The 22,698-nt window shown below is 55.0% G+C and carries 16 protein-coding genes and 3 tRNA genes; 6 read left to right on the top strand and 13 right to left on the bottom strand.

The features are described from left to right. Positions 1-36: 36 nt before the first annotated feature. Together gcvA and F3J29_RS18290 are read right to left on the bottom strand one after the other, a co-directional pair. Positions 37-954, bottom strand: a complete 918-nt coding sequence (gene gcvA / locus F3J29_RS18295; RefSeq protein ID WP_008458428.1) for a glycine cleavage system transcriptional regulator GcvA — start codon at positions 952-954, stop codon at positions 37-39. A gap of 345 nt (positions 955-1,299) precedes the next feature. Continuing rightward, on the bottom strand, positions 1,300-1,527 hold the full coding sequence (locus F3J29_RS18290) for a YgdI/YgdR family lipoprotein (protein WP_008458430.1): 228 nt from the start codon (positions 1,525-1,527) through the stop codon (positions 1,300-1,302). A 196-nt stretch (positions 1,528-1,723) separates the two neighbouring features. On the opposite strand from F3J29_RS18290, the gene csdA reads away from it, so the two are divergent. After that, complete coding sequence (csdA, locus tag F3J29_RS18285) at positions 1,724-2,929, top strand: cysteine desulfurase CsdA (protein WP_166868225.1); 1,206 nt, start codon at positions 1,724-1,726, stop codon at positions 2,927-2,929. Beyond that, positions 2,930-3,361 carry a cysteine desulfurase sulfur acceptor subunit CsdE gene (gene csdE, locus F3J29_RS18280; RefSeq protein WP_166868223.1) on the top strand — a complete coding sequence of 144 codons (432 nt, stop codon included), beginning with the start codon at positions 2,930-2,932 and terminating at the stop codon, positions 3,359-3,361. It begins immediately after the preceding gene. Here the strand turns inward: csdE and tcdA are convergent, their stop codons facing one another. Next, positions 3,362-4,171 carry a tRNA cyclic N6-threonylcarbamoyladenosine(37) synthase TcdA gene (gene tcdA, locus F3J29_RS18275; RefSeq protein WP_045783824.1) on the bottom strand — a complete coding sequence of 270 codons (810 nt, stop codon included), beginning with the start codon at positions 4,169-4,171 and terminating at the stop codon, positions 3,362-3,364. Positions 4,172-4,404: 233 nt separating this feature from the next. Next, positions 4,405-5,502, bottom strand: coding sequence for a murein transglycosylase A (gene mltA / locus F3J29_RS18270; protein WP_166868222.1), 1,098 nt, complete (start codon positions 5,500-5,502; stop codon positions 4,405-4,407). A gap of 210 nt (positions 5,503-5,712) precedes the next feature. On the opposite strand from mltA, the gene F3J29_RS18265 reads away from it, so the two are divergent. The 3 genes from F3J29_RS18265 (at position 5,713) to F3J29_RS18255 (ending at position 6,064) form a co-directional block, all read left to right on the top strand. Further along, positions 5,713-5,789: transfer RNA gene (locus tag F3J29_RS18265), tRNA-Met, on the top strand. A 59-nt stretch (positions 5,790-5,848) separates the two neighbouring features. Further along, positions 5,849-5,925 (top strand) — tRNA-Met (locus tag F3J29_RS18260). A gap of 62 nt (positions 5,926-5,987) precedes the next feature. Beyond that, a tRNA-Met gene (locus F3J29_RS18255) sits at positions 5,988-6,064 on the top strand. An 84-nt stretch (positions 6,065-6,148) separates the two neighbouring features. Here the strand turns inward: F3J29_RS18255 and amiC are convergent. After that, on the bottom strand, positions 6,149-7,399 hold the full coding sequence (amiC, locus tag F3J29_RS18250; RefSeq protein WP_166868220.1) for an N-acetylmuramoyl-L-alanine amidase AmiC: 1,251 nt from the start codon (positions 7,397-7,399) through the stop codon (positions 6,149-6,151). A 226-nt stretch (positions 7,400-7,625) separates the two neighbouring features. Here amiC and argA point away from each other — a divergent pair, with 226 nt between their 5' ends. Then, positions 7,626-8,957: an amino-acid N-acetyltransferase gene (gene argA, locus F3J29_RS18245; RefSeq protein ID WP_166868218.1), complete on the top strand. Its 1,332-nt coding sequence runs from the start codon at positions 7,626-7,628 to the stop codon at positions 8,955-8,957. A gap of 37 nt (positions 8,958-8,994) precedes the next feature. On the opposite strand, the gene recD is transcribed toward argA, so the two are convergent. From recD to F3J29_RS18205, 8 genes are all read right to left on the bottom strand, one after another. Further along, positions 8,995-10,836: an exodeoxyribonuclease V subunit alpha gene (recD, locus tag F3J29_RS18240; RefSeq protein WP_166868217.1), complete on the bottom strand. Its 1,842-nt coding sequence runs from the start codon at positions 10,834-10,836 to the stop codon at positions 8,995-8,997. After that, complete coding sequence (recB, locus tag F3J29_RS18235) at positions 10,833-14,378, bottom strand: exodeoxyribonuclease V subunit beta (protein WP_166868215.1); 3,546 nt, start codon at positions 14,376-14,378, stop codon at positions 10,833-10,835. Before recB ends, recD begins: the two co-directional genes overlap by 4 nt. After that, positions 14,378-17,263 (bottom strand): pitrilysin, encoded by a 2,886-nt coding sequence (gene ptrA, locus F3J29_RS18230; protein ID WP_166868213.1) that lies wholly within the window; start codon positions 17,261-17,263, stop codon positions 14,378-14,380. The genes recB and ptrA overlap by 1 nt, the downstream gene beginning before the upstream one ends. A 149-nt stretch (positions 17,264-17,412) precedes the next feature. Then, entirely contained in the window at positions 17,413-20,784 is a 3,372-nt protein-coding gene (gene recC, locus F3J29_RS18225; protein ID WP_166868210.1) for an exodeoxyribonuclease V subunit gamma, read from the bottom strand. 7 nt (positions 20,785-20,791) lie between these two features. After that, a complete protein-coding gene (locus F3J29_RS18220) occupies positions 20,792-21,133 on the bottom strand; it encodes a prepilin-type N-terminal cleavage/methylation domain-containing protein (protein WP_166868208.1) in 342 nt (113 codons plus the stop codon). Further along, positions 21,115-21,537 (bottom strand): DUF2509 family protein, encoded by a 423-nt coding sequence (locus F3J29_RS18215; RefSeq protein WP_166868206.1) that lies wholly within the window; start codon positions 21,535-21,537, stop codon positions 21,115-21,117. The genes F3J29_RS18220 and F3J29_RS18215 overlap by 19 nt, the downstream gene beginning before the upstream one ends. Next, positions 21,534-22,094, bottom strand: a complete 561-nt coding sequence (locus F3J29_RS18210) for a prepilin peptidase-dependent protein (protein ID WP_166868204.1) — start codon at positions 22,092-22,094, stop codon at positions 21,534-21,536. The genes F3J29_RS18215 and F3J29_RS18210 overlap by 4 nt, the downstream gene beginning before the upstream one ends. Then, positions 22,088-22,555 (bottom strand): prepilin peptidase-dependent protein, encoded by a 468-nt coding sequence (locus F3J29_RS18205; RefSeq protein ID WP_166868202.1) that lies wholly within the window; start codon positions 22,553-22,555, stop codon positions 22,088-22,090. Before F3J29_RS18205 ends, F3J29_RS18210 begins: the two co-directional genes overlap by 7 nt. Positions 22,556-22,698 lie beyond the last annotated feature (143 nt).

The raw sequence follows: 22,698 nt of genomic DNA, 5'->3' as shown, positions 1-22,698 counted from the left end.
CTAAAGTAAGGCGTGGTCTCGCCACGCGAAGGTTGCTTATTGTTCGTAGCGAAAACGGAATTTTTCTTGCTCACTGGCCGCCTTTGCCAGGATCCACTGTCGAAACGCGGCTATTTTACCCAGTTCTGCCTGGCTGTCATGACAAACCAGATAAAAGGCGTTTTTACTTACCAGCACATCGTTGAACGGGCATACCAGACGGCCCGCTTCGATTTCCGTTTGGGCCATGACGTTATTGGCCAGCGCAATCCCCTGCCCGTGAATGGCGGCCTGAAGTACCATTGCGCTGTGGCTGAAAATGGGTCCTTGCTGGACATTAATATGACTCACGCCAAGCTGGCGGGTATAAGTCTGCCAGTCGCGACGCGATGCGTCATGCAATAAAGTGTGCCTGGCCAAATCTTCCGGCGTTTTAATCGGTTTGTCGCCGGTCAGGAGCATAGGTGAGCAAACCGGCAGCAAATACTCCGCATAAAGTTTCTCAACTCTGAGTCCAGGCCAGTTGCCGCGCCCATAGAATATCGCCACGTCCACATCATCAGACAGCTTGTCTTCCTGGCGGTCCACCGCCTGAATTCGCACGTCGATGCCCGGATAAGCTGAGTTAAAGCTTGTTAAGCGAGGCACCAGCCAGTGAATCGCAAAACTGGGCAATAAACTTACCGTCAGCGCGCCTTTTGCACTGCGCGCCTGCAGCTTACGGGTGGCTTCCGTCAGCTGAGAAAAAATCTCTTTAATATCCTGATAATAACTCTGCCCCTCCTCCGTCAACAGCAGCGAACGGTTACGGCGGCGGAACAGCTTCAGGCCAAGAAAATCCTCCAGGGACTTGATCTGGTGGCTTACCGCGGCCTGAGTAACGAACAGTTCCTCAGCCGCTTTAGTAAAACTCAAGTGACGAGCCGCAGCGTCAAAAACGCGCAGCGCATTCAGAGGGGGTAATCGCTTAGACATGGGGTTATTTGGCTTAAGTGTTAATAACAGTTTACAAACGGATATCGTTTGTTTACCTATTAGTTTTTTTTATCTGAGCCATTATAAATTGTCCGTTGAGGATGCACCAGCAAATACCTATAGTGGCGGCACTTCCTGAGTCGGAACGAAAAGTTGTCTGGAATGCGTGTTCTGGAGGGCTTTTGGCTTACGGTTGTGATGTTGTGTTGTTGTGTTTGCAATTGGTCTGACATTTCGGACCACGGTAGCTAAGCTACCCCTTTTCACTTCCTGTACATTTACCCTGTCTGTCCATAGTGATTAATGTAGCACCGCCGAATGCGGTGCTTTTTTTTGCCTGCAGAATTACTTCTTCAGCTCAACCATCTCTTTCACGTCCGAACGGTTAATCTGCTGCATATTCCCGTTGGCATCTTTGTACTTGATCATCCCGGTTTCGTCATCGGTCTTCGGCTTGCCTTCAGAGACAATCGCGCGTCCATCGTTGGTGTGCATGATGTAGTTCGGGCTGGAACAAGCTGCAAGTGCAAAGGTCATCATACAGGCAGAAACAATAGCGATAGATTTGTTCATTATTCTTCTCCTTGTGGATAGCGTTTAATGCTGTTTAAGTCTTTCCTACTAACATGCTTAAATATTAGTCCAACAATAATTAGCATAACCTGCTTCTCACATTCTGCCAGCAGAAACAGACTATTCCGAGAAAGACGGAAACCTTGTGCCAGCGTCAGTTTTGCGCGACGATCTGTGCATTGAACTGAGGATCCCCATGACAGCATTTAACCCCGCTCATTTTCGCGCGCAATTTCCCGCGCTGGCAGATGCAGGCGTCTATCTCGACAGTGCGGCTACGGCGCTAAAACCCCAGGCCGTTATCGACGCTACCCAACAGTTTTACAGCCTGAGTGCCGGAAACGTTCACCGCAGCCAGTTTCCCGAAGCACAGCGTCTGACGGCGCGCTACGAAGCGGCACGTGACCAGGTAGCACGCTTGATCAACGCTGAAAGCGGTAAAGCCGTGGTCTGGACCCGTGGCACAACGGAAGCCATCAATATAGTTGCGCAATGCTATGCCCGCCCTCGCCTCAAAGACGGGGATGAAATCATTGTGAGTGAAGCAGAACATCACGCCAATTTTGTGCCGTGGCTAATAGTGGCTGAGCAAACCGGTGCCAAAGTGGTGAAACTGCCGCTGAATGATCAGACTCTGCCCGATATTAACCAGCTCCCGGCATTGCTGAATTCGCGCACGCGTATCCTGGCACTTGGGCAAATGTCTAACGTCACCGGAGGCTGCCCTGCACTTGCAAAGGCTATTAAGCTTGCCCACGAAGCAGGGGCTGTCGTGATGGTCGATGGCGCTCAGGGCATTGTGCACTGTCCGCCGGACGTTCAGGCGCTGGATATCGACTTCTATGCCTTCTCCGCCCATAAACTCTATGGCCCGACCGGCATCGGCGCGCTCTATGGCAAAGCTGAACTCCTTGAGCAGATGTCGCCGTGGCTCGGCGGCGGGAAAATGATTACCCACGTCTCTTTCGACGGTTTTAAAACTCAGCCAGTGCCTTATCGCTTTGAAGCCGGGACGCCAAACGTCGCGGGCGTCATTGGTCTAAGCGCCGCGCTGGAGTGGCTTGAAGCTTTCGATCTGCAGCAGGCGGAAAACTGGAGCCGCAGCCTGGCCACGCTCGCGGAGTCAGAGCTGGCGAAGCGCCCTGGTTTTCGCAGCTTCCGCTGCCAGGACTCCAGCCTGCTGGCCTTTGACTTTGCAGGCGTCCATCACAGCGATATGGTCACGCTTCTGGCCGAGTCAGGTATTGCGCTGCGGGCAGGCCAGCACTGCGCGCAGCCCTTGATGGCCGCATTAGGCGTTAGCGGTACGCTGCGTGCCTCTTTCGCCCCTTACAACACACAGCAGGATGTGCACGAACTGCTCGCCGCAGTCGATCGCGCCCTCGATATTCTGGTGGACTGAATGCAGGCTAATCATCCCTTTGGCACAGAAATTAACGCAGATATGCTGCGTACCACCTTCGAAGCACAGCGGCAGTGGGAAGACAAATACCGCCAGCTGATTTTATTGGGTAAGAAGCTGCCGGCGCTGCCGGAGGCATTAAAAACCGAGAGTATTGAAATCAGCGGCTGCGAAAACCGCGTCTGGCTCGGCCACGAACGCCAGTCGGACGGAACGCTGCACTTTTACGGCGACAGCGAAGGGCGCATCGTTCGCGGATTATTGGCGGTGCTGTTGACCGCTGTAGAAGGGAAAACCGCCCGCCAGCTGTTGGAAAACGATCCGCTAAGTCTGTTTGACGATCTGGGGCTGCGCCACCAGCTAAGCGCTTCCCGCAGCAGCGGGCTTACGGCTCTGGCCGCGGCGGTTCAACGGGCCGCCCGCGAAAATTAATCAGGCGGCGGTTCGCGCCGCCTTCGCCATCATCTTCTTCAGCACATGAGACACTGCCACAAAACCAAAGCTGGCGGTCACCATGGTCGCCGCCCCAAAGCCCGAGGCGCAGTCCATTCGTTTTGGGCCTTCGGCGGTGCTTTTCATCGCGCAAACCGATCCGTCGGCCTGCGGATAGACCAGCGCTTCCGTGGAAAATACACAATCTACGCCAAGCTTCCCTTTACTATTTTTCACCACCCCAAAATCACTTTTCAGGCGTTCACGTAGCTTCGCCGCCAGCGGATCCTGAATGGTTTTGGCCAGATCGCTGACCTGAATCTGCGTTGGATCGATTTGCCCGCCGGCTCCACCCGTGGTCACCAGCGGGATCTTATAGCGACGACAATACGCGATCAGCGCCGCTTTTGGCCGCACGCTATCAATGGCGTCGATAACATAGCTGAATCCCTGGCTAAGCAGCTCCGCGGCGTTGTCGGCAGTAATAAAGTCATCCACCACCGTAACCCGACACTCAGGATTGATCTCTTTGATACGCGCGGCCATGACTTCCGTTTTTGCCTGGCCTACGCTGTCTTTCAGGGCATGGATTTGGCGGTTGGTGTTGGTGACACAAACGTCATCCATGTCGATAAGCGTAATGGCCCCAATCCCGGTCCGCGCCAGCGCCTCTGCCGCCCACGAGCCCACCCCGCCGATGCCAATCACGCAAACGTGCGCTTCGGCAAACAGCTGAAGCGCCGCCTGGCCATACAGACGAGCGGTGCCGCCAAAGCGTTGCAGCCAGGCATCAGAGAGAACGACAGACATCGGTGAAATCCTCAGAAATAAAAAACGGGCTGATTTTACAGCCCGCTCAGACCACTGACAAACCTCAGGCAATAGAAGAAATACCCGATGGCTCGTTAAAAAACAGGAAAATCAATTCATTGATTTTCGGCTGCTAACCACAAAGAGAGAAAAACCACGCTTTTTCTCTCTTTGTCAGCAACCTCAACGGGCTGATTATACAGCCCGTTGTTCAGGGTGGAAACGTTGCAGCATTAACCGTTAAAAACGCTGCCCGTGCCAGGAGCCGCTTTAAGCACCCAGACGCGCCCGTAATGGTTGTACCAACCCGCGCGGTGCCCGGCATCCGGGCCAATGCCCTGATAGATGTCGAAGTGCTGGCCTTTAATCGCGCCCCCAACGTCCAGGGCCACCATCACGCGCAGCTCGTACTGGCCGGTGAATTTCCCGTTGTTGTCCAGCAGCGGGACTTCGGTCAGCAGCGTGGTACCTGCAGGAATGATGGAGCGGTCAGACGCCACGGAGGCTCGTCCAATCAAAGGTACGGCGCTCGCGCCTTTCACCGGCGCATAGCTTGCGGGCTTAAAGAAGACAAAAGAAGGATTCTGCTCAAGCAGCTCCCGAACTGCCGCTTCACTGTGGGTTTCACCCCAGTGGCGAATCGCCTGCATCGACATGTCTTCTTTCTTCACTTCGCCGCGGTCGATCAATACTTTGCCGATACTGCGGTAAGCGTGGCCGTTTTTACCGGCATAGCCGAAGAAGGTCAAAGGCTGGCCATCGCCAAAATCAATGTAGCCGCTGCCCTGCACATCCATGATGAAGTTATCCATCAGAGAGTTGCTGTAGGCCAGCACGTAGCTGTCGCTCAGCCCGCCGCTGTAGATTTCCGCGCGGGACGGTAAACGTCCACGTTTTGGCGGCATACGGTAAATAGGGTACTGAAATTCGCCCTGACGGGTATGACGAGCCTGAATCACCGGGGTGTAGTAGCCGGTAAACTGTACGTTACCGTAGTTGTCAGCCCCTTCCATTTGCCAGGCATCAAGGCCGAACTGCTTCAGCTGGCGGGTATCACCGCCCGCGCGCAGCCACTGCTGCACGGCATTATAAATATCGCTGCCATTATTGTAGAGGCGAGGAGAAGCAGAACGAATCTGGTTAACCTGCTCGGCATAGTCGCCGCCATTGATGGGCGCGCCAACCGCATCAGGCTGGTTCACCAGTGAGAAAGGCTGGGAGAACTTCCCGTCTTTATATTGCTGACCCCGATCGGTCGGTTTTGATGAACAGGCGGCCAGCATTGCTACTATGGCCCCCGCCGCTATGTACTTAATCCAACGTCCTTTCATTTACCTTTCGCCCTGCTGGTTGCCTCTGTATGCCTCGCCGAAGATAGCAAACGCGCCGCCAGAATTAAACGAGTTGAACGGCCTGCGCAGCAAAAACGTCTGTTTAGAGCCATTATGCGGGTAAATTCAACAACCAGTGGGAAATTCAGGTATTTCTGCCAAAAAAGGGTTGCAACAAAAAGCGAGCAGAGTATAGTGCGCATCCACGGACGCGGGGTGGAGCAGCCTGGTAGCTCGTCGGGCTCATAACCCGAAGGTCGTCGGTTCAAATCCGGCCCCCGCAACCAATTAAAAAGTCGCTAATTCAACGGCGCAATGATGAATAATCATTAAGAAGTATGACGGACGCGGGGTGGAGCAGCCTGGTAGCTCGTCGGGCTCATAACCCGAAGGTCGTCGGTTCAAATCCGGCCCCCGCAACCAATTAAAAGTCGCTGATTCAACGGCGCAATGATGAATAATCATTAAAAAAGCAGTATGACGGACGCGGGGTGGAGCAGCCTGGTAGCTCGTCGGGCTCATAACCCGAAGGTCGTCGGTTCAAATCCGGCCCCCGCAACCAACATTGAGAACACCCTTACGGGTGTTTTTTTGTTTCTGCCTTTTATAAAAAAGGCAGGTTTATCGCCCGCCTTGACCACCTGTTTTATCCCCGTCGTGCCAGCCTTGAGCTGTCCGAGAAATAAGCCTTGATCCCCGCCAGAATTGACTCCGCGACTTCCTGCTGGAACTTCGCCGTGCGCAGTTTGCGCTCTTCCTCAGGGTTACTCAGGAACGCGGTTTCCACCAGAATAGAGGGAATATCCGGGGCTTTTAGCACCGCAAATCCGGCTTGATCGACGCTGTTTTTATGCAGTTTGTTCACTTTCCCCAGCCGATGAAGCACTTCTTTCCCGAACTTCAGGCTATCGTTGATGGTCAGCGACTGAACCATGTCGAACATTGTATGGTCGAGATAGCGATCCCCGCTTTTGCCCACGCCGCCAATTAAATCCGAGGCGTTCTGCGTTTGCGCCAGGTATTTTGCCGCCGTACTCGTGGCCCCTTTAGTGGATAACGCAAAGACCGACGATCCGCGGGCAGCGGCGGTAGTAAACGCATCTGCATGAATAGAAACAAACAGATCGGCTCGCTGCTTTTGCGCCTTAGCAACGCGCACTTTCAGCGGGATGAACACATCTTCATTACGCGTCATGTACGCCTTCATATTGCCCTCTTTGTCGAGCAAGGCCTTAAGCCTGCGCGCGATGCTGAGCACGATATCTTTTTCTCGGGTTTTATTCGGGCCAATCGCGCCGGGATCTTCGCCGCCGTGTCCCGGATCAAGCATGATGACAATCGGCCGATCCCGCCCGGCTTTACCCGGCTGTGGCCCTTTTTCCGCCGGCATTTTCTTGTCTAACTGGCCGGTGTTGTAATCTTCCAGTAATGCCAGCAGCGGATCTTGTTCGCTATTCATATTGGCGGGATACAGATCCATCACCAGACGCTCTTTAAATTCGGCGACCGGGGCCAGTCCGAACAGGTGTGGGGTCACGTTTTGCTTCAATTCAAAAACCATGCGCACGGTTTTGGGATCGAACTGCCCCACGCGGGCGGATTTAATAAAGGGATCGTCCCCGCGAACCTGGCTGCCAATGCCTTTTAAAACTGAATTTAAATGCGCCCCTTCGATATCCACAACAACGCGCTCAGGGTTGCTGAGCGCAAACTGGCGATATTTCAGCTGATGGTTAGATTCCAGCGTCACGCGGGTATAAGACGAGGCCGGCCAGACGCGCACGGCGATCACCTGGCTTGAGGCAGCAAAACCGACCTTGCTGACGCTCAACAACCACATGGCTCCGGCACCCTGAAGTAGACGGCGGCGACTCATTAACGAACTGGAATCTGGCATGGCTCCCCTGAGCGATAATCACTAAATAGACAAATTTATTTTTTGAGCCAAAAACTTTAGCGAAACACGCGGTTACTGTCATCTATAAAAGGGTAAACGTTCGGAAAAGGTCATAAAAAGTCGGGGGGAAGGAATTTTATCCTGGATGAAAATTGACGCTTGCACCAAACGCCATAAAAGAATAAAAATACACAAATTACGAATAATCATGCAATGAGGGTGTGCCGTGGTAAAGGAACGCAGAACTGAACTGGTCCAGGGATTTCGCCATTCTGTTCCCTATATTAATGCCCACCGGGGAAAAACGTTTGTCATCATGCTCGGCGGCGAAGCCATTGAACATGAAAACTTTTCCAGCATCGTCAACGATATTGGCCTGCTTCACAGTCTGGGCATCCGTCTGGTCGTGGTGTACGGCGCCCGCCCGCAGATTGACGAAAACCTGGCCGAACACCATCACGAGCCGGTTTACCATAAGCATACCCGAGTCACCGACGCAAAAACCCTCGAACTGGTGAAACAGGCAGCAGGGCTGCTTCAGCTCGACATCACCGCGCGGCTATCCATGAGTCTGGGCAATACGCCGCTTCAGGGCGCCCATATCAACGTGGTCAGCGGCAACTTTATCATCGCCCAGCCTTTGGGAGTGGATGACGGCGTGGACTACTGCCACAGCGGGCGCGTTCGCCGTATTGATGAAGAAGCCATTCACCGCCAGCTAGACAGCGGCGCGATTGTGTTGATGGGGCCGGTTGCGGTCTCCGTCACGGGGGAAAGCTTTAACCTCACCTCCGAAGAAGTCGCCACCCAGCTTGCGGTTAAGCTGAAGGCAGAGAAAATGATTGGGTTCTGCTCCGCTCAGGGCGTGACCGACGACCTGGGGAATGTGATTTCCGAACTCTTCCCGAACGAGGCCCAGCAGCGTATTGAGGCCCTGGAAAGCGCCGGTGACTATCATTCCGGCACAGTACGCTTCCTGCGCGGGGCGGTGAAGGCCTGCCGCAGCGGCGTGCGCCGCAGCCACCTGCTCAGCTATCAGGAAGATGGAGCCCTGCTGCAGGAGCTGTTCTCACGCGACGGCATCGGCACGCAAATTGTGATGGAGAGCGCCGAGCAGATCCGCCGCGCCACCATCAACGACATCGGCGGTATTCTTGAGCTAATCCGCCCGCTGGAACAACAAGGGATCCTGGTTCGCCGCTCCCGCGAACAGCTCGAAATGGAGATCGACAAATTCACCATTATTCAGCGGGACAATCTGACCATCGCCTGCGCCGCGCTCTATCCTTTCCCGGAAGAAAGCATCGGCGAAATGGCCTGCGTTGCGGTGCACCCGGACTACCGCAGTTCGTCCCGGGGCGAAGAGTTGTTGAACCGCATCGCCAGCCAGGCGCGGCAAATGGGGCTGAGCAAACTGTTCGTCCTGACCACCCGAAGCATTCACTGGTTCCAGGAGCGGGGCTTCCTGCCGGTGGACGTTGAGCTACTGCCGGCGAGCAAAAAAGAGATGTACAACTATCAGCGTAAATCAAAAGTGCTGATGGCTGACCTGACCTGAAAAAAGGGAAGGCATAAATTGTGCCTTCCCTTGTCTTTTATTCTCCAGAGAAAATAGCCATAAGCCCGCTGCGGCGCTCCGTTCGCGTGACTATCGCTTTATTCAAAACGCGCTCATCGGCATAAAGCGACAGTTGCTTACGGGCGCGGGTGATCGCGGTGTACACCAGCTCACGCGTCACCACCGGCACAAACTGATTCGGCAATACCAGCGCGGCATGGTCAAACTCAGACCCCTGAGATTTATGCACGGTCATGGCGAAGGCCGTATCGTGTGCGGGCAGGCGGCTTGGCTGAACGGATTTTACCGAGCCATCGGGCATCGAAAACCAGACGCGAAGCCCTTCCTCACGCAGCAAAGCAATACCGATATCGCCGTTAAACAAGCCAAGCGAGCTGTCATTGCGGGCAATCATCACCGGACGCCCGTCGTACCAGCGCGACAGCGCCTGTGAAGGCCGCTGAATCAAACGTGCCTGTACAAGCGCCTGCTCAATACGCTCATTCAGGCCGCTCACGCCGAAGGGGCCTTCACGTAAGGCGCACAGCAACTGATAACGGCCAAAAGCATTAATTATCTCTGCAGGCCCGGCTTTCTGGCGCACCAGCTGCAAATACTCACCGTAGCCGCTGACCACGTCAGCAATCATCGCCGTGTAATCTTCAGGCTCCAGTAACGGCTGCAGCGAGATGTCCGTCAATCCTTGTCCAAATGCGGCTTTCACCTGCCTGCTATCGCTGGCATTAACCGCAAATGCCAGTTGACCGATGCCGGACTGACTGTCGAACCGGTAGCTCTTACGCAGCAGGCAAAGCCCGTCACGCAGCGCACTTGCCCGGGCACGCTCTCCAACGGGCACGTCACAGCCGGTAAGCCGCTTTAACTGTTCCGCACGCTCCGCTGAGTATCCGTCGTTCACGTAATGGCAGATGTCGCCCAGCACCGCCCCCGCCTCTACGGAAGCCAGTTGATCTCTGTCTCCGAGGAAGATGACCCGTGCCTGCTCCGGTAAAGCATCAATCAGCCGGGACATCATCGGCAAATCCACCATCGACGCCTCATCCACCACCAGCACATCAAGGTGCAGAGGATTACCGGCATGGTGACGCAAGCGCTGGCTGTGCGGCTGCGCGCCTAAAAGCCGGTGCAGCGTCGAAGCCTCTTCAGGCAGGCGCTTTTTCTGCTCATCGCTGAGCGGCAGCTGGCGCAGCGCACTCCCCAACGATTCCGTTAAGCGTGCCGCCGCCTTGCCCGTAGGCGCCGCAAGCTGAATGCGCACGGGCTGGCCATCGGAAAGCTGAACCAGCGCGCCCAACAGTTTTGCCACCGTTGTGGTTTTACCTGTCCCCGGCCCGCCGGAAATAACCGAGATGCGGCGCGTCAGCGCCACCGCAGCCGCCACTTTCTGCCAGTCCGTTTGTTCGCTGCTGCCAAACAGTACGTCGAGGCTTTCACGAAGCCGGGCCTCATCCACCGCTACAGGCTGGTTATGTTCGCCAAAGAAGGCTGCCACCCGCTGCTCATTACTCCACATGCGGTTGAGGTAAAGGCGGTTGTCCATGAGTTTCAGCGGCGTGGGTTTATCATCCGAACTCACCGAATGGGAAGCCAGCAATGCGCTGTGCCAGCCCGAAGCAGGCTCCGCCTCCGCAAAAAGCTGAGCCACAAGCTCAGGATGTTTGCCCGCAAAGGCATATTCAGGCCTGATGCGCTCAAGCGGCAGGCAGACATGCCCCTCACCTGATTCACGACTCAGCAGCGCTGCGGCCAGCATGACGGCGGGCTGATTATCGTTAGCCACCATCATGGCAAACTGTGAATCCAGCGGTCTGAGGGCTTTCAGCGCCACAGCCTGGTTGAGTAGCTCAGACATACTCACAGTGGGATCTCCTCTGCTGCCCCGGCGAACAGCGCATCCATTGCCTCAACCAGCCTGACGTCCGGTCGCGTAGAAAAAATACCCTGCTCGGGTTTACCCTGCTCCACGCCGCGCAGGAACAGATAAATAACCCCGCCGAAGTGCTGCTGGTAGTCATACCCGGCCATACGGTGGCGCAGGTAACGATGCAGCGCCAGCGTGTAGAGCTGGTACTGCAAATCGTAACGGTGGGACTGCATCGCCACCGCCATCGCCTCCTGGGTGTAGGCGCTGCTGTCTTCCCCCAGCCAGTTAGATTTATAGTCCAGCAGGTAGTAACGCCCCTGCCAGCGGAAGACAAGGTCGATAAATCCCTTCAGCATCCCCTTGACCTGACGGAAATCCAAAGGCGGGCAGCCAGCAGACAGCGGGTCGTAATGGCGGATTAGCGCGTCTAACGCCGGTGCCTGTAGCGCATTGTTGATGGGTAAATAAAATTCCAGCTCCACCTGTCTTTCCTTCGCAGAAAGCAGGTTCAGGGCAACGCCGGTATCATTGAGCGGCGCGGCAAGTACCTCTTCCAGCCAGCGGCTCACCACCGGCCCCCATTCGCCGCTAAACCCATTGGCAAGCAGGTGCTTTTCTGTCTCTTCAGGCTGAACTGGCTGTGTAAAATCAACCTCTTCGAAAAGGCTGTGTAAAAAAGTGCCCGGTGAAGCCCCGCGTGGGAAAGTATGCGGCGTAAGTAATGGCTCACTTTGTTCAGGAGCTTCCCCTACGGCGTCAACGTCCAGCCGCGGAACTAAATCTAATATCCGACTGCTGCCATGCTGCTGCAGACCGGAATAGCTGGTTACGCGCCAGTTATCGGTGATTCGACGCTGAAGCTGGCGAGCGGCGAGCTCGGGCAAAACATCGGGCTGCGGCTGCCACGGCGTATCGTCCCCGGAAGAGAGTGTTTCCACGTCGATGGCTTCGCTTGTCAGGTCATCAAGCACCTGGCGCAGTCCCTCTGCATCAAGCGCTTCTCCTTTTTGCAGCAAATAGCCCAGGGCACTAAGGTGCAGGTCGCTATTGCCTTTTTTTGCCCTCGCACCGCGGAACAACGGCGCCACGCCCAGGCTGCAGTGCCAGACGGAGCGGGTCAAGGCTACATAGAGCAGACGCAAGTCTTCCGCCAGACGTTCTTCTTCGGCCAGTCCCAGACTTTCCGCGTCGTTGCTCAAATCCAGAAGCGAGGTAAAGGTGGTCCGGTCGTGATACAGGCCGCTGCTCTGCGGGCGATAGTTAGCCACGAACGGCAACCAGACCAGCGGATACTCCAGCCCTTTGGATTTGTGGATGGTCACCACCTGCACCAGATGCTTATCGCTTTCGAGGCGCAACTGCTGACTGGAAGCGTTGCTGTCCGGCTCAGCAATGCGCTGCGCCAGCCAACGCACCAGCGCATGCTCGCTCTCCATTTCTGCCGAGGCTTCCTGCAACAGCTCGCTGATGTGCAAAATATCCGTCAGTCTGCGCTCTCCGCCGGGCGTAACCAGCAGGTTTTCCGCTATATTTCTCGCGCTGATTAAGGCTCTTAACATGGGCATCACGCCCCGCTTAAGCCACTGTTCGCGGTAGCCGAAGAATTCTTCAACCAGGCTATCCCAGGCCAGTTCGTCTTTATTCAGAGATTCGATGTCCTGGGCATCCAGCCCTAACATGGCTGTCGCAATGGCGCTGCGCATGGCGGTCTCAATTTCAGGCGTTAGAACGGCCTGTAACACCCACAGCAGCTCACGTGCCTCAACGGTAGCGAATACCGAGTCGCGGTTAGAGAGGTATACCGATGGAATATTGAGCGCGCCCAGCGCATCGCGCACAATAGCCGCTTCTCCCCGGCTACGAACCAGAATCGTCATATCCGATGCCCTGAGCGGACGGGCGTCATCCCCTTGCCAAAGCAGCGCATCCCCTCGCTGCCCGGCTGTGAGCCAGTCTCGAATTTGCCGGGCACACTGCGATGCCATCGCTTGTTGGTAATCACTTACACCGACGCCATCCCCTGGCTGAAGCCACATTTTCACCGCCGCCTGGCGTTCCCCCCGGACGGTAAACCGTAGCCCGCCGTTACGGGACGCTGATTTAACCGGCAGGAACGGGATCTGGCGGAATAAGAACGGGTTATCAACCTGCTGGAACAGCGTGTTTACGCCGTGAATCATTGAGGGAGACGAGCGCCAGTTAGTATCCAGCGTGTAGTGGGCGCTAACTTCCTGACGTGCTTTCATGTAGGTAAAAATATCGGCGCCGCGGAAAGCGTAAATGGCCTGCTTGGGGTCACCAATCAACAGCAGCGCGGTGCCCTGCTGCCTGATATACAGCCGGCGGAAGATACGGTACTGCTGCGGGTCGGTATCCTGGAATTCATCGATCATCGCCACCGGGAAACGTCCACGGATAGCCGTCGCTAAGGCGTCACCGCCGGGCTGATGCAGAGATTCATCCAGACGACTCAGCATATCGTCAAAGCCCAGCTCACCGCGGCGGCGCTTCTCTTGCTGCACGATATAGCGAATTTCCGCCATCGCTCTGGCAATCACCAGATCACGCAGCGTTAGCGGCTCTGCAAGCAGTGCGTCGATGGCGGTGAACAGGCTATGCCGGGGCACTTCGCCTTTTTTGGTTTTCTCTTCAAGCGTGCTTTGCGCAAACTTTGCCAGCGCCTCAGGGAGCTGATAGCTGGTGGTTTCCAGCTGCGCCCACTGGCCAACAATCTCCAGCCAGTTCGGCAAATGTTTGCTGCTGTAGCTGCGTTTATCCACCCCAGAATCCCCGATCAGGCTTGCCAGGTCCCCCGCAGCCTCCCGCCATTGGGCTTTTACCCCATCAATGGCAGAAATAATCTTTTCATGGCGAGCCAGCAGAGTTTCGTCATCCGCCGGGGGCTGTTTCAACTGGGGTTGCTCCCCCTGCAGCCAGCTATTGATATCCCTTAAAAGTGCTTCCGGGCCCGACCACTCCTCACTCATCACCTGCGCGACGGGTTTTGGCAGCGGGTAGCAGTGGCGACGCCAGAAATCAGCACAGGCGTGGCGGCGCAGCAAGGATTCATCCTCGAGTAGCTGCTGCTCGAACAGCATTCCGGACTCAAAAGCGTTGAGGCTGAGCATTCGCTGGCAAAAGCCGTGGATCGTGAAGATAGCGGCCTCATCCATCTGCTGTTCGGCTAACAGCAGGGTGCGGGCAGCGAGTTGCTTGTCGGTAATCTGGGCAAGCAAGTTTTGTATCAGTGGATTTTTGGTGCGGTTACGAATACAGGCAATGCGCAATTCGTGGATATTCGCCCGAATACGGCCACGCAGTTCTTCGGTGGCCGCTTCGGTGAAAGTCACCACCAGCAGTTCTTCAACCCCCAGCGGACGGGGGAAAGCATTCTCTCCCCCTAAGCCCAGCAGCAGCCGCAAATAAAGCGCGGCAATGGTAAAGGTCTTACCGGTCCCCGCGGAAGCTTCTATCAACCGTTCGCCGAACAACGGCAAACTTAAAGGATCAAGGGGCTGCGCGGTTACATCGGTCATTATTTCTCGCTTACTAGTGGTAACGTCTGCTGCAGACTGCGTGCCCCCTCCCAGGTTTTCCACCCTTTTGGAGCTGCATACTCTGCTTTGCCGTTATGGCTGCCGGAAATCTGTGACAGCACCGCCATCCCCTGGGGAGCTATCACCGCCTGATGGAAGAAATCAGCCAGCTTCTGCGGCGTTAATTTCTTAATTTCGGCTATCACTTTATCACGGGAATCAAACGCCATGTTTCGGCGGTCGAAATCTTTGCTAAGCTGCGCCGCTTCTTCGGCAAGCGTTTGAGGCGCCTGCTGCATCTGGGCAATCATCCCCTGCTGGATTTGGGCAAACTCGGCGTCGCTCATGCCGCGCAGCTTCTTCTCGATAACCGGATAAAACGCTTTAAACCGCCCATACAGGTAAGCTGGCTGCTTATCGCTGCTCTGAAGCAGGAACCCCACGCCCCATTGGCGACCAATGGACATAGGGAAAGCAAACACCGCATATCCAAGCTGCTCTTGTGTCCGCAACTGATTATAGAACCATGGCTGAATGATTTGCCCCAGCATTGAACCGTAGGCCGTGCTGGTGGCTTCGCTATAGCCTTTTGGTATATATACCGCAGCCAGCGCTGAGTCGGTGCTGCTTCCAGCCTTTTCAAACATAGCCAGATGCTGCTTATTAATCAGCACATCGTCATTGCGGCACCATTCGTTACCCTTCGGCGCCAACTGAGTTTTGACGTTTTCCGCTAACTGTTTGGTCTGCTCCGGAGACATATTACCAATGACCATAAACTCAGGCCGGGAATTAGTTTTCAGCCGCGCACGATAATCAAGCACGTCCTTAAGCGTCAGTTCCGGCAGCAGCGCCCGGCGGGTACTACGCTCAAAATAAGGCACCTGCGAAACCATCTGCACCGGCGCAATCGCCTGCTCAAAAGCTTTGCCTTTTTCTGCAGAATCCATCATCTGCGCATACCAGGATTTAGCCTGATCCAGTTGCTCCTGGGTTGGCGTATAGCTGAAGTAGCCCTTCAGCAGCGCTTCAAACAGTTGCGGCAGACGCTGCGTATAGCCGTTGGCGTTAATCATCAGCCCGCTATTCGCGTTAGATGAGAAACTGATGCCGCCAACCGATGCCTGATTGCTGAGTTCATCCAGCGCAACGCCCGCAAGGTAATCATTGATGGCAAACAGTACCTGATTCTTCGCGCTGTTCATCACCTGAGGATTACGCAGCACAAGCGTCACGTCTGCTTTTGGCTCGTTGCCAAAATAGCGGCTCGGCATATACACCACCCGAAGATCCGGCTCGTGGATCAGCAGCTCAGGATGATCGTACTGCTTCTGCGGCTTATAAAGCGTGAAGTCATCGGGAATGTAGGGATTCAGCTGAGGCAGCTCAAGCTTGATGGTACCTGCCTTCTGCTGCCAGTCGGTAAAGGTCTGCGCAGGAATTTTGTCGACTTCGTAAGGGGCATCAACGAAATAGGCCGTTTTATTGTGCGGCTCCTGCGGGCTGATATACCACACGCGGGCATTTTGCGGCGTCATCACATCCAGACGCGCTTTAATCGCATCAGGATCGTACTGGTCAGCGATATTCGCGGAATCCAACGTATGGGTGACCGGGACGCGCAGCATGGTATCCGCCAGCCATTCGATGTAGTCCATATCACGGGTGATGGACGGGTAACGGAAGTCCAGATCCAGCACGTGCGCAAGCTCGTCAAAGTAACGTTTATCGATCCCTTTAGCACGCAACTGATCGAGATAGCTGAAGATCGCCGCAACCACCAGATCACGGTTGGCCAGGCCTTTATCAGTCAGCGAGACGGAGATGGCGAAAACACCGCTGTTGCCGGCTACCATCGGGTCAGAATCCGCGCGCACGCTCTCCGCAAGCCCTTGCTTTTGAAGCCAATCCGACAGCGTATCGTGGCTGCGGTTGCCTATCAGGTAACCAATCAGCTCATCGGTTTTGCTGCGGAATTTATCGCTATTGTTATCAATGCGGAACTCAACGCGAACCACCTTACGCGGCATGACCGGTACATAGTGGATAAAGATACCTTTTTGCGCGTCAGTCACCACCGGCACGTCGATAACCGGCTTTTCGATATTTTTGTCAGGAACGCGGCCGTATGTTTCAGCGGCAATCTTCGCCAGTTCAGGCAAAGGCTTGTTGCTGTAGATAACCGCTTTCATCAGGTTTGCGGAGTAGTATTTGTTTCTGAACGCCACCAGCGCATCGAGCAGCTTGCTGCCGGGTTTGTCGCGCAGGGTTTCAAGGTTGCCGCCGGAGAAACGCGCCGCCGGGTGTAAAGGGTTGATCGTTTCGGCGCTAACCTGCGCCATGCGCATCCCGTCACGCGCGCGGGCCATCGTCAGTTCGGCGTTTACCGCGTTACGTTCACGCTCCGCATATTGTGCCGCGAGGTTAGGTTCAGCAATAGCGTCGGCCAGGCGGTCTACGGCGCCGTCGAGTGCATCGTTTTCCACTTCAAGATAGAATGCGGTTCGATAGGTGGCGGTACTGGCGTTGTGGCTACCGCCATGTTTTTTGAGGAATTCAGACAGGCTATCCGGATCCGGGTATTTTTTGGAACCCATCAGCGTCATATGCTCCAGGAAATGAGCAAGCCCGAGGTGAGCATCTGGATCTTCCAGTGAGCCGACAGGCACCACCAGCGCAGACAGCGACTTCACCGCCTGCGGATCGGAAACCAGCAGCACGGTCATACCGTTATCTAAACGAATAGCCTGATACTGACGAGGATCTTTTTCACTTTTACGGATGGTGTCCTGAATCGGTTGCCATCCGCTCTCTGCCTGACTGCAGGGTGCCCAAAGAGCAACGAACAAGAAAAGCGCGGTAAACCAGGTGCTGCATTTAGGCATTCACAAACCTCGTCTTCACTAACTTACTCATCATTAACAACTTTTCGAAGCTATCCGTCGAACGCCGTTGTTATACTTCGCCAGCCCTGAGCAAGAAATCGCATCATAATGGAACTCACCGGGCTGTGCAATTTTTATACAATCCTTGTTCAGGATTGGTTGAATCGGAACAGAGGCAGCAGATAGCGCTGGGCCTCTGTGATAATCGCTTCGTAGTACTCAGCATCAAGGGTACGGTACAAACGTTGCAGCCAAATATCAGCCCCTTCCCCTTCTACCATATGGTTTCCTTCCCAGGCAGCAAGCAGCTTAGTGCGGGCTTTCTGCTGCGTCTCCTCATCCCATAAAATGGCATTATTTTGTGGGTCATAACAGGTTTTTATCCACGCGCCGCCGCTGTTATGGAGCAGCAGTAATGGCTGACGGAGACCTTCTTTATACCCCTCAACCAGTTGCAATAACCAGGCTTTAGCATCGTCCTGCGCCATATGAGGGAAACGCCACTGCGAATCTTTGCGCCCGTACATTCGGCTTTCGCCCGAATGGCCGCTGGCGCAGTAGACCAGATGTTCAATCCACAGCTGCATGCCATGAGCCACATTCAGTACCGAAGGGCGCCAGCGCAGTAAGCCATCGGCCTGTACGTCCGACAGCCAGCCCGTCACTCTGGTTCCATCAATGTGAAGATCGACTTCACGGCTTTCCCCTTTTTGCCGTTCGGCCAGCACTTTTTCAGCCAGCGTTTGCATTTCATTGCGCTGGTTTTCCCACAAGATTTCACCGAAGGCGCCGTAAGGTAGAATGCCAGCTGCCCGATAACGCACAAATAGCTGATGCGGATCGTCTTGCTGAACCAGAGCATTAAGCAGGTGCTGGTTTAATTGAAAACGATCGAGTACATCGAGGGTGAACGGCTCTTCATCAGGCAATTCGGTATCTTCAAGGCGGAAGTTAATGCCCAGACGCATTTGGAAAAATGCCCGCACCGGGTGCCGCCAAAAGCGCTGGAGCTGCTCAAGGGAAATGTCGTCCCAGGGCTCCGCAATCAAAGGCTGAATAAAGTGGGCATGCGCTACGCCGCTACCGCTTGCCGCTGGCAGCCACTCCTGAGCAAAGCTTTGCCGATCGCCTCCGGCAAGGTAGTTGGTGCTGTCGAAAGGTGTTCGGGCATGAAGCGTGACCAGATGCATTCTCACCCGCTCACTGCTGTCATCTGCATTACATTCAGCATCTCCAGGGAGGTAGTAACTGCGGGCGACATAATCCAGCAGTTCTTCCACCAGCACCGACGGATAACGCCTGCTGTTATCCTGAATAGAACGGCCGATGTAGCTGATGTACAGCCGCTGCTGAGCCGAAATAAGCGCCTCCAGGAACAGATAGCGGTCATCGTCCCGGCGGCTGCGATCCCCACGCTGTGGGTGCTGGCTCATCAGGTCAAAACCCAATGGCGCAAGGGTTCGCGGATAGACACCGTCATTCATGCCCAGTAAACAAACGACCTTAAATGGAATGGCGCGCATTGGCATCAGGGTACAGAAGTTTACCGGCCCGGCGAGGAAGCGCTGGCTGATACGCTCCTGGTCAAGACGCTGGGCCAGATCATCGCGGAGCAAAGTTAATGGCACGGGTTGCAGGTAAGCTGCATCAGTCCCTTTTTCAATCATCTCCTGCCACTGTTGCTCGATGAGCGCCAGTGCGGCTTCTGTTTCACTATCAGGCAGGAAGAAGCTATTCAGCATTTCCCTGCATAGCGGCAACCATTCCTCTAAAGGGCGCTCCTGAGTTAACAGCTGACGCCAGCGATTAAGCTGCATCAGTAACTCCGCAAGCTGCCCCACCAGTTCGGCAATCAGGCCGCTGGACTCATCATAGGGCAATACAGAATCCCAGACCCCAGCCTGGCTTTCCATAGCATAGCCAAGCAGCATCCGCGTCAGCCCAAACCGCCACGTATGCTGCCCGGTCGCTGGCAGCGCCAGTTCGCGAACGTTGTCATCATCAATGCCCCAACGCACGCCCGATTCATTCACCCATTTGCGCAGATAGCGCAGCCCTTCTTCATCGATAGAAAAACACGCCGCCAGGGCAGGCACTTCCAACAATGAAAGCACATCCTCTGCCGCAAAACGGCTTTCCGGCAAGCCAAGCAGTAAAATGAACGCCTGCAGGGCCGGGTGAGCCTGGCGCGCCCGACGGTCAGAAATGGCAAACGGCAGCCAGCGTTCATCCTTCGCGCTACCAAATACCGCCTGGATAAAAGGACTGTAGCTATCAATATCCGCAACCATCACGATGATATCGCGCGGCGTAAGTTCAGGGTCGGCCTCCAGCATCGCCAGTAGCCGATCGTGCAGCACTTCAACTTCTCGCTGCGGGCTATGGCACTCATGGAATGTCAAAGAACGATCGTTAGGATCCAGCAGCCGTTTACCGTCACTGTGTTCATACTCCTCAGCCGTCAGCCCCAGCACCTGCGAATCTTTCAGCTCCAACAGGTCATTTTGCAGGCCGTGGAGAAGGTTATCGGGTTCTAAATCGACAAAAACATCGATCTCTTCAAAACGCTCAAGCTCAGAAAGCAAAAATGCGTAATCTCGCCCCAGTTTGCCCCAGGAGGCGAGCAAGGAATTCCCCACATCCTGTTCACCAAGCTCATTGAAAAGTGAAGAAGCGTTGTCATTGTCCTTAAATAAGGTCAGCTCCCGGTCGGCCTGATGCAAGCGGCGACGGCGGCTAACAAGACGGGCAAGGAACGCCGGATCTTTAATATCACCCCAGTAGTAGCGGCAGGGATTGGTAAACAGCACATGAACGTCAATATGCTTACCCAGCGCCTGTAGAGCCTGAAGGTACACCGGCGGCAGTGCGGAAATCCCACAAATAAAGACGCGAGGCGGGAGCCCCACTGGGCAAACCTCGCTTTTCTCAAGAGCGTTAATAAAACGCTGGTAGAGATTGGCGCGATGCCATTCAGGCTGCCCCAGCTCAGCGGTATAGCGCACCAGTTCCGCCCAGAGTGGAGCCTGCCAGAGCTGAGACTCTCCCACACCTTCGACAAGCTCTCCCTTCTCCCAGCGGCTTAGCCAGCCGGGACGATAGACAAGATACTGGTCATAAAGATCGGCAATCCGGGAAGAAAGCTGAAACAGCTTACGGCTGCTGTCGTCTTCCTGCAGATAGTGGCCAAGCATCCTGAACTCTGGCTTTTGGAGCATAGTGGGGATAAGCGTCATCAGCTTCCAGCTCATGCTCTGCTTGTTGAAAGCGCTGACTTCCGGAATATCGGGCAATACCCTCACAAACATGTCCCAGATAAAGCTGGCGGGCAGCGGAAACTCGATGTTCGCCGCAATGCCAAACTTCTGTGCCAACGTCATTTGCAGCCACTGCGCCATCCCGGTGCTTTGCACCAGTACCACTTCCGGCTCAAAAGGGTCCGGCAATGGCTGGCGCTCCACAATGAACTCCATAATGGCTTCCAGCACATCAAGGCGGTTGGAATGGTAGACACGCAACATGAAATCGCTACTCCTGACGTTGTTCTGACCGTGGGCACTCGAGCCGCGAAAGCTGCGCTATCCGGCCCTCTGGACTTGTTACAGTAACGTCGATGCTGACACATCCCAAAGACGATGTCTGCTGTCGATGTACATTCCATGCATCAGAAAGTGGCGGAACCTCTGGCTCAGTCTGCTCACGAACCACGCGCCAGAGCTGCCTTAGCTGCCATTGGCTGGTGAACCCCTGCTGCAATACGCGGTGGTATCCCAGCAGAGCCGTCATCACAATCGCAAACAGCGCCAAAGCAAACAGCACCTCGGGGAGACTGAACCCGCCCTGCCGGGGGACTAAAGAGGCAGTTTGCATAAGTCATCATCCAATAATGGGCAAAAATCTAGCCAGCCCTGCGCCGAAGCTGCTAATTTGTTCCCCTGAAGTCCCCCCCAGCGCCACAATGTGAACGCTAGCGCAGGACCGGAAGCAGCAAGTAAGGCCTCTCCTTTGTCAGTTAGATGCAGGCAGGCGTGCCACTGATTACTCGATTCAAACTGACATTGCCAGGTTCTCTGGGGGTGCCAGTTTTGGTTTTCGCCCCACGCCAGAGCAGACCTTGCAGCAGTTTGATTTTTAATAAACTGAATTTCGGCAGCAACCTCAAAGCGCTGGGCGCCAAGTTGCCGGGACAGCCCACTCAGCATCAGGGAGCCAACCGCGAACAGCATCAACACCATTAGCAAAGAGGTACTCCCTTTCTCTTGCTTGCCGCTCATAAATTCTCTCCACTCACCGTATAGCTAAGCTCTACAGGGCGCCCACCTTGCTTCAGATGCGCAGCAAGACTAATGAGGAATAAAGGCCTGGCGGTTTTGCGATTCTGGCGAATCACGGAAAAATGCTGCACCACCAATTGCGTAGGGTCAGACATTCTTTCCCAACCGATACCTTCACAATGCTCTACGCCCTTTTGGGTCTCCAGGCTGCCGTTCCGTAAGCGATACCCCGTTTGTTCATTTTGGCTACCAGCGGCCGAGTCCCACCGGCCATTACCGTTAGCATCCCACTGCAATACCACACAGCTCCCGCCGTTCATAAGCTTTACGGCCTCCCCCTGACACTGCCCGCGACAATAACCCGCACGCTGCAAATTTTTACCAACGGTGAAAGCCATCTGCCAAAGTGCCTCCTGCTGGGCAACGTAGCTGTACTGGCGCAAAACCTCTCCCTGCAAAGCGGGGAATAGCCTTGAGGAACCAAGCAACAGCGCACTGCTCAGTGCCATCGCAATAAGCGTTTCGAGTAACGTAAACCCTCTCTGGGCGATCAACATGACTTGTCTCCGGACATTTCACATAGCCGGATTCGCCCCCAAACAGATAGCGTCACCTTCCAGCGCCCGGCCTTACTTTTCAAAATAAGGTGGCCAGGCCAGGCAGTGTTGCGAATACCGTAGAAACCTAACCCGGCAGTCATATCCTCCACGGTGATATCGTCAAACTCAGGCGTAAACATCAGGCCTGGGTTTTCCGAACAGTTTTCTTCAACGGCACGGCTTGTCAGGCACCAGCTTTTCCCAAATTGGTGCAACGCCAAAAGATGGCTTTGGTTGAGCCAGTTGGCGTCATTTCTTAGCCGCGAGAGGAAGTGACTCAGCTGCTGAGCCGTTTGCCGCAGCTGTACTCTCTGCTGCCATTCGTGCCAGCCGTGAAGCCCACCAGCGCTGAGTACAGCAACAATGGCTATCACCACCATCACTTCAATAACGCTAAAACCACGTTGGTTGATTTTCATGGGAGGAGTGTGGGCCACAGAGGTTCAATCAGCCAGCTCGCAAATCGGATGATGCGACACATATCGGAAGATAATTAAGGCGTTACGGAGAGTTGCATACGCTCTGGAATCAATGCAGAAGAAGCAAAACCGAGGCAAAAAAA

The sequence above is a fragment of the Enterobacter sp. Cy-643 genome, assembly GCF_011752815.1.
Lineage (GTDB): Bacteria > Pseudomonadota > Gammaproteobacteria > Enterobacterales > Enterobacteriaceae > Cedecea.
Note: the sequence above shows the minus strand (reverse complement) of the source record. Positions and strands in the feature narration are given on the sequence as shown.

What these genes read in the sequence shown, in the direction of transcription:
- gcvA (WP_008458428.1), bottom strand. Translation starts at nt 954, where the DNA reads ATGTCTAAGCGATTACCCCCTCTGAATGCGCTGCGCGTTTTTGACGCT.
- F3J29_RS18290 (WP_008458430.1), bottom strand. Translation starts at nt 1,527, where the DNA reads ATGAACAAATCTATCGCTATTGTTTCTGCCTGTATGATGACCTTTGCA.
- csdA (WP_166868225.1), top strand. Translation starts at nt 1,724, where the DNA reads ATGACAGCATTTAACCCCGCTCATTTTCGCGCGCAATTTCCCGCGCTG.
- csdE (WP_166868223.1), top strand. Translation starts at nt 2,930, where the DNA reads ATGCAGGCTAATCATCCCTTTGGCACAGAAATTAACGCAGATATGCTG.
- tcdA (WP_045783824.1), bottom strand. Translation starts at nt 4,171, where the DNA reads ATGTCTGTCGTTCTCTCTGATGCCTGGCTGCAACGCTTTGGCGGCACC.
- mltA (WP_166868222.1), bottom strand. Translation starts at nt 5,502, where the DNA reads ATGAAAGGACGTTGGATTAAGTACATAGCGGCGGGGGCCATAGTAGCA.
- amiC (WP_166868220.1), bottom strand. Translation starts at nt 7,399, where the DNA reads ATGCCAGATTCCAGTTCGTTAATGAGTCGCCGCCGTCTACTTCAGGGT.
- recB (WP_166868215.1), bottom strand. Translation starts at nt 14,378, where the DNA reads ATGACCGATGTAACCGCGCAGCCCCTTGATCCTTTAAGTTTGCCGTTG.
- ptrA (WP_166868213.1), bottom strand. Translation starts at nt 17,263, where the DNA reads ATGCCTAAATGCAGCACCTGGTTTACCGCGCTTTTCTTGTTCGTTGCT.
- recC (WP_166868210.1), bottom strand. Translation starts at nt 20,784, where the DNA reads ATGTTGCGTGTCTACCATTCCAACCGCCTTGATGTGCTGGAAGCCATT.
- F3J29_RS18220 (WP_166868208.1), bottom strand. Translation starts at nt 21,133, where the DNA reads ATGCAAACTGCCTCTTTAGTCCCCCGGCAGGGCGGGTTCAGTCTCCCC.
- F3J29_RS18215 (WP_166868206.1), bottom strand. Translation starts at nt 21,537, where the DNA reads ATGAGCGGCAAGCAAGAGAAAGGGAGTACCTCTTTGCTAATGGTGTTG.
- F3J29_RS18210 (WP_166868204.1), bottom strand. Translation starts at nt 22,094, where the DNA reads ATGTTGATCGCCCAGAGAGGGTTTACGTTACTCGAAACGCTTATTGCG.
- F3J29_RS18205 (WP_166868202.1), bottom strand. Translation starts at nt 22,555, where the DNA reads ATGAAAATCAACCAACGTGGTTTTAGCGTTATTGAAGTGATGGTGGTG.